General features: G+C 69.9%; 9 protein-coding genes. 6 read left to right on the forward strand and 3 right to left on the reverse strand.

The features are described 5' to 3' along the window. Both KGQ19_RS44670 and KGQ19_RS44675 read right to left on the reverse strand, forming a co-directional pair. Positions 1-754: Mov34/MPN/PAD-1 family protein (locus KGQ19_RS44670; RefSeq protein ID WP_212021024.1), on the reverse strand; the 754-nt coding region annotated here is incomplete at its 3' end. Then, on the reverse strand, positions 744-1,322 hold the full coding sequence (locus KGQ19_RS44675) for a hypothetical protein (RefSeq protein WP_212021025.1): 579 nt from the start codon (positions 1,320-1,322) through the stop codon (positions 744-746). The genes KGQ19_RS44675 and KGQ19_RS44670, both read right to left, overlap by 11 nt. Positions 1,323-1,471: 149 nt before the next feature. Here KGQ19_RS44675 and KGQ19_RS44680 point away from each other — a divergent pair, with 149 nt between their 5' ends. The 4 genes from KGQ19_RS44680 (at position 1,472) to KGQ19_RS44695 (ending at position 6,944) form a co-directional block, all read left to right on the forward strand. Further along, on the forward strand, positions 1,472-2,875 hold the full coding sequence (locus KGQ19_RS44680; RefSeq protein ID WP_212021027.1) for a helix-turn-helix domain-containing protein: 1,404 nt from the start codon (positions 1,472-1,474) through the stop codon (positions 2,873-2,875). 63 nt (positions 2,876-2,938) lie between these two features. Beyond that, positions 2,939-3,712, forward strand: coding sequence for a toll/interleukin-1 receptor domain-containing protein (locus KGQ19_RS44685; RefSeq protein ID WP_212021029.1), 774 nt, complete (start codon positions 2,939-2,941; stop codon positions 3,710-3,712). Continuing rightward, positions 3,709-5,622, forward strand: a complete 1,914-nt coding sequence (locus KGQ19_RS44690) for a hypothetical protein (RefSeq protein WP_212021031.1) — start codon at positions 3,709-3,711, stop codon at positions 5,620-5,622. The genes KGQ19_RS44685 and KGQ19_RS44690 overlap by 4 nt, the downstream gene beginning before the upstream one ends. Next, on the forward strand, positions 5,622-6,944 hold the full coding sequence (locus KGQ19_RS44695) for a hypothetical protein (protein ID WP_212021033.1): 1,323 nt from the start codon (positions 5,622-5,624) through the stop codon (positions 6,942-6,944). The genes KGQ19_RS44690 and KGQ19_RS44695 overlap by 1 nt, the downstream gene beginning before the upstream one ends. Here the strand turns inward: KGQ19_RS44695 and KGQ19_RS44700 are convergent, their stop codons facing one another. After that, complete coding sequence (locus KGQ19_RS44700) at positions 6,945-7,829, reverse strand: helix-turn-helix transcriptional regulator (RefSeq protein ID WP_212021035.1); 885 nt, start codon at positions 7,827-7,829, stop codon at positions 6,945-6,947. Between the two features lie 182 nt (positions 7,830-8,011). Between KGQ19_RS44700 and KGQ19_RS44705 the strand changes: the two genes are divergently transcribed. Together KGQ19_RS44705 and KGQ19_RS44710 are read left to right on the forward strand one after the other, a co-directional pair. Then, entirely contained in the window at positions 8,012-9,508 is a 1,497-nt protein-coding gene (locus KGQ19_RS44705; protein ID WP_212021036.1) for an MFS transporter, read from the forward strand. Between the two features lie 194 nt (positions 9,509-9,702). Next, complete coding sequence (locus KGQ19_RS44710) at positions 9,703-10,218, forward strand: hypothetical protein (protein WP_212021038.1); 516 nt, start codon at positions 9,703-9,705, stop codon at positions 10,216-10,218. Positions 10,219-10,347 lie beyond the last annotated feature (129 nt).

The raw sequence follows: 10,347 nt of genomic DNA on the forward strand, positions 1-10,347 counted from the left end.
GCGCCAGCACCGCTCCCGCCAGCCGTTCCACCGCCGGCGTGCCGAGGTCCCACTCCAGGGCCAGCGGCCCGCCGCGCTCCGGCAGCACGATCGGTGCCGTCGCCGGGAAGTCCGCGCCGAACAGCAGCGTGGCGGGTCCGATGCCGGGGAGTTCCGCGTGCGTGGCGAGCAGCGTCGCGCCCTCCACCTCGATCGCCGCCGGGTCGCCCGCCGGCCGCACTCCGGCCCGGCGCAGCATGCGCGTCACCGGCACCACCACCGGCCGCAGCGGTGTCAGTGTCATGCCGCCGGGCGCGCGCGAGGCGCCGTAGAACGAGATCCGCGCCGGCCCGAGCCGTACCTCGTGCCCGGCCAGCGGGGTGTCCACGTCGTGCGTGACGATCGGTGCCAGGTAGCGCGCCAGCCGCGGGTTCAGGCGCAGCGACTCCGCGTACTCGGACTGGTCCTGGCCCGAGGGGACGGGCATCGCGCGCGGGTGGGAGTGCACGATCCCCTTGAACCGCGCCGCGGTCGCCGCCTCCCGCGCCCCGATGGCGCCGATCAGCGCGTCCGTGTTCTGATACCGCGTGCCGGTGGTGGCGGCGCCGGCGTCGTGGATGAACTCGGTGACGTAGTCCAGCCCCGGCAGCCCCAACAGCGCCCCGCCCTGCTCCGGCTCGACCGCCCCGATCCGGGCGGCGATCGCGTCCAGCACGAAGTCCGCGACCCGCACCGGCGTCAGCATCGGCTCCGCTCCCACTGAATCAGAGCCCATATTCGAATTCGTTGTTCACCGAGAACGGGAACGGATGCCCGGCCAGCACCACATCCATCCCGGTCGCCCACAACACCGACTTCGAATACGCCTCCTCCAAAGTCGGCTGCCCGGAGCCCCCGGCCTGGCTCAGGCACAACTTCCCGTTGGCGAAAAGGTGCCCGGTGTGCACCCCGACCAGCCCCTCCAACCGGGGCTCGACCAGCTTCACCTGGTAGCTGATCCCGTCGAAGTACGCGAACATCGTGTACGACCGTCCCATCTGCGACAGGAACGTGTAGCACCACCCGCGCGCGTCCCGGTGGTCGATGAACCGCGTGTTGTGCGGCATGTGCTGCGCCGCCCACCGCAGGTCCTCGACCTCCCGGCCCCGCACCCGCGCCGCGAAGGTGCCGTGCTGCACCTTGCTCAACGGCTGTCCGGTCGGCGCCGGCCCGGTATAGATCTCGCCCTCGGACCCGACCGAGATCCGCGCCTTCGGATCGACCGGGTACTGCTGGCCCTCCTGCTGCGCACTCCGGATGATGTCCCGCAGCCGGTTCAGATCGGTTCGTTCGATATCTGACATGCCCTACCCCTCGCACTGGACTTCCGCGCGTTTTTCAGGGTAGGTCGGCCCGCCCCGTTAGGAAACAGGAAACCGGATCCGTCCCCCTTGTCCGGTCTGCCCCACGCCGGTAAGAGAATAAGAGGTCTTATATCGAGGGGAGGGGTCGGATGGGGGAGCAGTCACGCTTCGGCGCCGAATTGCGGGCCCGCCGCGTCGCCGCCGGACTGTCGCTGGGCACGTTGGCGGCCTATCTGCGCTACAGCAAGGGCTATCTGAGCAAGATCGAGACCGGTCGTATGCCGGCCCGCCCAGAGCTGGCGCGCCGTTGCGACACGTACCTGAAGGCGGACGGCGCGCTGGCCGCGCTGGCCGAGGACCAGCCCTCGGCGCACGAGGCACTCGAAGCCGAACGCGCCGAACGCGCCGGGAACGCCGGCCGGGCAGCGGATGTGGGGAATGCCGGCCCCGACCTCCATCAACCCTGGACCGCCGGCTTCGACGGCGACGCCTACTGGTTCGCCGCCGTCCCCCGCCGCGACGTCCTGGCCGCCGGAGCCGGCGCCCTGATCGCCGTCGGCCTGGACGCCGGCCTCGCCCCACGCTCCGCCGCCGCCCGCGACGAACACGCCACCCGCGCCTTCGAGACCCTCTTCGGCCAGATGCGCACCCTGGGCCAGACCGCGAGCCCGGCGCTGGTCCTGCCGACCCTCGTGGCCCAGACCGAGACGCTGCGCAGCCTCGCCGCCCGCGCGTCGGCCGCCACCCGCAACCGCCTGCTCCGCCTCACCTCCCGCTACGCCGAGTTCACCGGCTGGATGGCACAGGAAGCCGGCAGCGACTCCGGCGCCTTGTGGTGGACCGAACTCGCCGCGCGCCTCGCCGACGCCGCGGGCGACACGACACTCGTCGCCTACACCGGCATCCGCCGCGGGCTCGTGGCGATGTATCAGGGCGACGGCGCGGCCACCGTCGCCGCCGTCCGCGACGCTGAGCACTCCCGCTGGTCGCCCGCGATCCGCGAACAGGCCGCCCGCCGCGCGGCGCAGGGCTACGCGCTCCAAGGCGACCACGCCGCGTGCCTCCGTGCCCTCGATCGCGCCCGCGAACTCGGCGTCTCGGCGATGCCGGCAGCCGCACCGGCCTCGAAGCCGGCAGCGTCGCGGAGCTCTGTCTCATCTGCCTCGCAACCGCCCAACAGCGCCGTGAACAAGGCCTTCACCCTCGGCCCGACCACCATGAGCGACCCGCTCGCCATCACCACCGGCTGGTGCCTGTTCGACCTCGCCCGCTGGGAACAGGCCGCCGACGTCCTCGCCCCCGCGACGGCCGCCCTGTCGCCCGACGCGGCCCGCAACCGCGCCCGCTACGGAGCCCGCCTCGCCCTGGCCCACGCGGCGCTCGGCGACGTCCCGCAGGCGACCGCGATCACCGCCGCGCTCCTGGACCAGGCCGACGCCGCCGACTCCGCGACCATCCGGACCGATCTGCGCCGCCTGTCCCGCACCCTCAACCGGCACAGCGCCGACCCCGCGGTACGGGCCCTCAGCCCGCGTCTGACCGCCTCGCTCTAGCCCGGCGCCGCACCGATCCGTTGCGGCACCACCTTTACGCGCCCATGGAAGGGGCCTGCGACCATGCACGAGATCTTCGTCAACTACCGCACCAACGACGCCCACGACGCGGCGTTCGCGATCCAAGCCGACCTGGTCCGCCGCTTCGGCCGGGACAAGGTCTTCTACGCCTCGAGCTCCCTGAACCACGGCGAGCGCTTCGACCAGGAGCTGATCCGCGAAGCCCGCAAGGCCCGGGTCCTGCTCGCCGTCATCGGCCCGGACTGGCTCAAGCACGACGCCCGGGGCCGCCGCCTCGTCGACGACGAGAACGACTGGGTCCGCCGCGAGATAGCCGCCGCACTCCAGGCCGGGACCACCGTGATCCCGATCCTGGTCGGCCGCACCACCGACCGCCTCCCCGCCGACCTCCCGCCGGACATCAAGGACCTGGTGAACTTCAACTACCGCCGCTTCGACCACCGCGAAGCCGAGGCCCAGCTGCCGCAGATAGCCGCCGCGGTCCAGGAAGTCGTCACGGGCCTCGTGGACGCCACGCGGTCCAAGCCCCAGCCCGAACCGCCGGCGGCCCCGAGCACGGGCACCACCAACACCAGCCAAAGCGGCGGCATCACCACCGGCAACCAGTCCGGCCGCATCGCCAACACCGCCGGCGACACCCACGGCGGCATCCACATGTCCGGCGACACCCACGGCGACGTCACCAACTACGGCGGCGCCGTCAACACCGGCGGCGGCACCTTCATCGGCCACTCCAACGGCCCCGTCCACACCGGCAGCGGCTCCCAGTTCAACCCCAAGCCGGCCGCCGACGACGACCCGGACGACGAGAAGTGAGCACGGAGTTCCACCGACTCCGCGGCGCGGTCCACACCGGGAGCGGGGACCAGCTGAACCTGTTCCAGATAATGGAGCAGGCGGTGACGCGTCGCGGTGCGGGCGCGTGGTCGGAGAGCATTTTCGAGGGCCTGGGCGCCCGCTTCTATGAGCCGGACGGATTCGGAGATGTCCGGGAGGCCATGGAAGAGCTCAAGATTCTCGTCTTGAAAGGGAATCCCGGTTCGGGCCGCCGATTCGCAGCACTCGCCTTGCTGCGCAAAAGCGAATACAGCCCTGGTCTGTTCTACGCGCCGCCGGTGGGCACCGATGATGCCGACAGACTCGACAAGCTCAAGCCCGAGCCAGGCGACCGCTTTCTCATCGATCTCTCGACCATGAGCAGCGAGACCTTCAACCTGGTTGCTCACGAGGTCCAACCGTTCTTCAACCGAGTGCTCGTCGCGCGGGCACGATCTGTGCTGATCCTTCCGGGCGACTGTGAGCCCGAGCCTGACTGGCAGAAGTACGTTCGGCGGTTGTCTCGGCCCGATCCGGGCAAGGCCTACCGGCGCCACTTGAAAAGCATCGGCATCGAGTTCGAAGCCGACCTCGATGAGACAGGGGTCCGAGACCACTTCCGTCACGCGCCCATGCGCGACCTCGACCACCTGATGCAGCTGGTGGTCGATGCACGCACGGCCAATCCCATGCGCGACTATCACTACTGGACAAGCGCCGCGCTGGAAGCACTGCGTGCCGGTAGTGATGATGTAGCGGCGCTCCTCAAAGAGCTCAAGGTGGGGCAACAGCGTGCGCTGCTTCTCTCAGCGTCATTGTTCGCCGGGGGGTCTGCCGACAGTGCGTGGCATGCCGCCAGAGCGCTGCTGGACACTTTGAAATATCCGAAGAACCCGGACCATCCCTTGGACCAGGCGGACCTGCAGGAGCAGTTGGCGAGCTTCGGCGCAGGCATCGATAAGCAACGTCGGCTTCAGTTCCAGAAGCCTCTGGATGCTGCGATTCGCACCTACCTCTGGGATGGCTATCCGGCGCTGCGCGCTGTGCTGGCGAAGTGGATCGAAGGCCTGATCAAGGCAGACCGGGTGCTCGCGGCGGATGATGCCAGGCTGGTCGTCGAGCGCTTCGGCGAGCAGCATCTCAGGACCGGTCAAGTGGATCCGCTCAAGACCCTCATCGCCCACCTCGGTGGCGCGGAGAAGGAACTGGCGAGCGAGCTGGCCTTCGCCCTGCTGACAAAGGGCCTGGAGGACCCAGAACACGGCCGGGCCTTCCGTCGCCTGATGTGGGAGTGGGCGAGGGATCTACCGTCGGCCGGTCTGGGTGAAGTGTTGGTTCAGGCTTGCGTCGAGGTGATCGCCGAGACGTACCCCGAGCAAGCTCTCGTCCGCCTTCATCATCTGGCCAGGAAGCCCAAGCCGATCGGCGATTCGGCCTGCGCCGCACTGGCTGGGCTCTTCGTCCAGGACCGCTTCAGCCGCCTCATCCGCCGACTGCTCTCGCGTATGGCCGAGTACCCGAACGCGCGCGACCCCCACATCTTCGTCCGCGTCATAGACCCGTTCGCCCTCACCGACTCCGGCAACCGCGCGCGTCCGCTGGCCGCCGAGTCCGGCGTCCATGCCCATCTCGTCCTCGCCTGGCGCGCCACGCTCCATAAGCAGCCCGAAAGCTGGCAGCCTCGGCTCGACCAGTGGCTCGCCACGGTTGCCGACGTCGGCCGTCGCGACGTCCTGCTCACCATCCTCGCCGAGGCTCCGGACGACCTGGCCACCCGCAGCCTCCTGCTTTCCGCCGCCGTGGAATGGGCCGCGGCGCGTGGTGGGGCGTGGAAGACCGTTGACGAGTTGCTGAATCGCATCAACGCCGCACAGGGCATCTCCTTCGTCGCCATGGAAAGGACTGACTGATGAGCACCGATACCAAGATCGTGGGCGGGATCGTCACGACCGGGTTGGCCGGAGCGTTGGCGGCGGTGGCCGCGAGTTCCGGGTGGGCGTTTTGGCCGGTGTTCCTCGGCATTCCGCTCGTCTTCATCGCGGTCGCGTTGGGGAGCCAGCCGACTGTGCGGACCCGCATGGCTGACTCTGGTCTCGGGACCTACACGTACGTCGACGGCTCCTACGCGAATGGGGACGATCCGGCGGCCGGCGCCTCGATCCCCCTGATGCTGCCCAGCATCGAGCACACCTGCGACCTGCCCCGGATGCCCGTCCCCAGTGCGGTCGACGGCTACGACTTCCGCTTCTCGGCGACCGTGCGCTGGCGCGAGAGTGCCAACGTGCCGCAGGTCGCGCACAGCGATCCGGCGGCCGTCGCGCGTGCCGTGATCGTGCGGCGGGCCTTCGACCTGTTGGCGGCGCGCGATCCCGGCGAGGTCGCGTTGGCGGAGGTGGAACTGGCCGGGGCGCTCGGGGCGAAGCTCCCGGACGCCGCCGGCCTGATCGAGGCGTGGGCCGGGGACGTGACCCTCACGCTGTCGGACGACGACAGGGAGCGCATGCGCCGCCTCGCCGAGATCCGCAAGGAAGAGGAAGTGTGGGCGAAGGAGCGCGAATACGAGAAGCAGCGTCGTGCCTACCTCGGCGATGACGTCCTCAAGTCGGCGGGCAGTGCCGTGGTCTGGGCGTTGTCGCGCAAGGAGGACTCCATCGAACGCGCCGTGGGCCTGATCGGGCCGCTGGCCGAGCTGTCCGCGGCGGCCAACGACTCCGACGTCTCGCCGGTGTTCCGACGTTGGGTCGCGCCGCAGTACGCGGCCCAGAACGGCTACGCGGCCCAGAACGGCTACGCCGCCGCCGAGAGCCACGAAAACTACGCGAACTACGACGACTACGACGCCCCCGACCTCGAACCCGCCCCGATCAGCGCGCCCCGAACCACGAACGACTACGTCGACGAGTTCGCCGACCACCTCGGCATCCCGGCCGATCCGAGTGTCCGGACGTTCTTCGTCATCAACTTCGCCAAGTTCCTGCGATCAGTCGGCCAGTCCGAGGAAGCGGACTCCGTCCAGCGTGCCTTCCATCAGCTCCCTGATCCCGCCGAGCCGCTGTTCGACCTCGACAAGTCCGGCCAAGCAGCGGCCACCGCCCCCGAGCCCGCCCCGAACCCCGAAGCCAACGCCAACGCCAACGCCAACGCCAACGCCAACGCCGCCGGCCCCGAAGCCAACGGCGCCGCCGAACCCTACAACAACGCCTACGACCCCTACGAACCCTACGAACCCTGATTACCCCGCCACCAACCGCAACCCGTTCCGCCGCTCGTCCTCGGCCAGCAGCCGCTCCATCTTCGCCCGCGTGTCCGATCCGGCCTGCGGATTGTGCAGCACGATCCGCAGGTCCGCGCGGTCCGGGACGGCCAGCGTCACCGACTCGAAGTGCAGGGGACCCAGCCGCGAGGTCATCGACTTCATGTTCACTCCGCTGTGCGCCACGCCCTGGCGCGCCCACAGCTCGGCGAACTCGGTGCTCTGTCGCAGCAGTGACTCGACCACCTGGTGGAAGCCGTCGTCGCCGGGGCAGGCGGTCATCTCCGAGCGGTACGTCGCCACCACGCGCGGGGCGAGTTCCGTCCAGTTCTCCAGCGATTCGCGGTACATCTCGTCCAGGAAGTACTGGTGCAGGCAGTTCCAGCCGGCCTCGGTGGTGTGCAGGGCCAGCTTCGCGGCGCGGTTGGCGACCATCAGGTTCCAGTAGCGGTCGATGATCATGCCGGGGTTGGGCAGCCAGGTGTCGACCAGGTGCACCAGGGCGTCGGAGACCGGGCCGGCGGCGTCGTGCGGGCAGATCCGGCCGACCGGCGGCGGGTTCAGGCCGGCCAGCGCGTACAGGTGGCGCAGTTCCGGCTCGTCCAGTTTGAGGACCCGGCCGATGGCGTCCAGTACCTGCGAGGACACCGTGATGTCCCGGCCCTGCTCCAGCCACTGGTACCAGGAGGTGCCGACGCCGGCCAGCACGGCGACCTCCTCGCGGCGCAGGCCCGGGGTGCGGCGCCGGACGCCCGGGGCCAGGCCCATTTCCTCGGGCGTGATCCGGGCGCGGCGGGCCACCAGGAACTCACGCAGGTTCGCACGTCGGACGGTGTCGGGGTCCACCCGGACCGGAGCCGTCATCGACACAGCTTTCTCCCCTCAAGCACGCTGAGCTCCGTTCCCCCGCGGCGCTGCCGCCCGGTGGTCCGGGAGCCGTCCCCCACACCGCGGGCAGCCCTCAGCCGCTCCTTAGCCTGGTGTAAGGACCACCAGCATAAACAGGCGCTACCCACACGCGCTCGCCGAGCCGAATCCTGGATGGCATGACAGATGTCCTCGACCGGTCCGAGCCGGAGGCCTTCGCCGGCTCCGGCGGCGCGGCAGCCACCGCGAACATCGAAAACCTGAACCCGACCTCTGGCCTGACCACCCGGGCCAAGCTTGTCCTTTTCCTGCTCTGCGCGGCGAACTTCATGGTCGCCGTCGACTTCTCCATCCTGAACATCGCGGTCCCCAGCATCGGCAAGGACCTGCACATCACCGACGCGAATCTGCAGTGGATCGCGACCGCTTTCGCGCTGCCCTCCGGTGGCCTGCTGCTGTTGTCCGGACGCATCGGCGACCTGGCCGGACGCAAGAAGGTGTTCATCACCGGCACCGTGTTGTTCACCGGGGCCAGTCTGATCGCGACCGTGGCCTGGGTCCCGGCGGTGCTGCTGGCCGGGCGGGCGTTGCAGGGGATCGGCGCGGCGATGATCGTGCCGACCGGGATGGCGCTGCTGACCACGTCGTTCCCCGAGGGGCCGCAGCGGGAGCGGGCGCTGGGGATCAACGGCACGCTGATGACCGTCGGCTTCACCGCGGGGATGGTGCTCGGCGGCGTGCTGACGCAGGCGCTGTCGTGGCGGTCCACGATGGTGCTGAACACGGTGATGGGGGCCATCGTTCTGTTCGGGGCGCCGCGGCTGCTCACCGAGAGCCGCAACCCGCACGCTTCCAAGCTCGACATCCCCGGCGCCGCCACGGTCACCACCGCGCTGCTGGCCCTGATCTACGCGCTGTCCACCGCCGCCCAGGTCGGCTTCGGGCGTCCCGATGTCGTGGTCGGCATGGTCGCCGGGGTGGCGCTGCTCGTGGCGTTCGGCGTCATCGAGTCGCGGGCCGCCGAGCCGTTGGTCTCGCTGCGGATCCTGCGGCGGCGCAACGTCGCGATCGGCAACCTCGGCGGCCTGGTGACCTTCGCCTGCATGAGCGCGGTCGTGTTCCTGGGCACGCTGTTCCTCCAGCAGGTGAACGGGATGTCGCCGACGCTGACCGGCCTGGTCTTCGCGGTGATGGGGATCGCGGCGGCCTTCGGCGGCATGGTCGCGCCGCGGCTGATCGGGCGCTTCGGCGCGCGGGCGACGCTGGCCGGCGGGCTGCTGTTCCAGGGCGCGCTGATCGTGCCGCTGGCGCTGATCACGCCCGGGAACGGGACGATCCTGCTGGTGACGATCGGGGCCGTGGCCGCGTTCGGGCACCTGGCCGCGATCGTCGCCTACGGGGTCACCGCGACCTCGGGGCTCGAGGACACCGAGCAGGGGCTGGCCACCGGGCTGGTCACCACCTCGCAGCAGGTCGGGCTGACGCTGGGGATCCCGTTGCTCAGCGCCGTGGCCTCGGCGCGAAGCGACAGCCTGAAGTCCGCCGGGCACACCGCCAAGGACGCGCTCACCAGCGGGATCCAGCTGGGCATGGGGACCGACGGGGTGGTCGTGCTCGTGGTCGCCGTGCTGGTGTGGTTCGGGCTGCGGACGCGGACGCGGGCGGTGCAGCGGTAGGCACAGCGGCACGACGGCAGGCGCAGCGGCACAGCGGTAGGCACAGCGCAGTAGGCGGCAGCCCTCGGCGAATCAGCGCTGCTGAGCACGCACCACAGACCGGGAGCGGCCCCGTTTCGGCGGGGCCCCTCCCGATCCACGGCAACGAAGACAATCCCTTTCGCGTCCCCGAGCAGATAGTGCATGCTGGGGAAGTGGGGGATCTTGGCGGGGTGCCGGACGGCGTGGCGGATGCAGACGAGGCGGTGGTAGTCGCCTTCTTCAGCAACGCCAGATTCGCGGTCGTGACCGAACTCGGCGACGCGCTGGCCACCGTCGTCTGGATCGGCATCGTCGTCGCGGCCGGCCTCACCGAAGCGTTCCGCGACGCGACCGTCATCCTGCCCACGGTCTCCGTCCTGCTCGTCTCCGCGCTCCTCGCCGGTCGCTATCACCGGCTACGGGTCAGCGGACGGCTGCGGCCGGCGGCCGTGACGGTCGCCTTCGACGCCGAGGGCGTGACCTACGCGGTGTCCGGGAAGATCGCGAAGCTGCCGTGGAACCAGTGGCGGCGAGCCTATCGGCGGTTCGGTATCTGGCATCTGAAGCTGGCTGCCGCGCCCTCGAAGGGGCTGGCGTTCCCGGACTCGGCTTTGGAACCCGAGCAGCGGGTTCGGTTGGTGGATGTGCTGGAAGACAAAGACCTTCTGCGCAACGGGCGCCGTTACTAGCCGCTGCTAGTACCGCATCAGACAACCTCTGCCTGGTAGTTCGCGACGTTTCGGTCGCCGAATGGGATCGGTTTCCGGCCGGTGCTGCGGGAATCTGGAACTGAGGGTGGGCGGGGGCGGAGTTTGCAG

Source organism: Catenulispora pinistramenti (assembly GCF_018274385.1).
Taxonomy (GTDB): Bacteria; Actinomycetota; Actinomycetes; order Streptomycetales; family Catenulisporaceae; genus Catenulispora; species Catenulispora pinistramenti.

Bases quoted from the DNA above. Each gene is read 5' to 3' on its own strand.
- KGQ19_RS44685 (WP_212021029.1), top strand. From the start codon at position 2,939: ATGCACGAGATCTTCGTCAACTACCGCACCAACGACGCCCACGACGCG.
- KGQ19_RS44695 (WP_212021033.1), top strand. From the start codon at position 5,622: ATGAGCACCGATACCAAGATCGTGGGCGGGATCGTCACGACCGGGTTG.
- KGQ19_RS44675 (WP_212021025.1), bottom strand. From the start codon at position 1,322: ATGTCAGATATCGAACGAACCGATCTGAACCGGCTGCGGGACATCATC.
- KGQ19_RS44700 (WP_212021035.1), bottom strand. From the start codon at position 7,829: ATGACGGCTCCGGTCCGGGTGGACCCCGACACCGTCCGACGTGCGAAC.
- KGQ19_RS44705 (WP_212021036.1), top strand. From the start codon at position 8,012: ATGACAGATGTCCTCGACCGGTCCGAGCCGGAGGCCTTCGCCGGCTCC.
- KGQ19_RS44680 (WP_212021027.1), top strand. From the start codon at position 1,472: ATGGGGGAGCAGTCACGCTTCGGCGCCGAATTGCGGGCCCGCCGCGTC.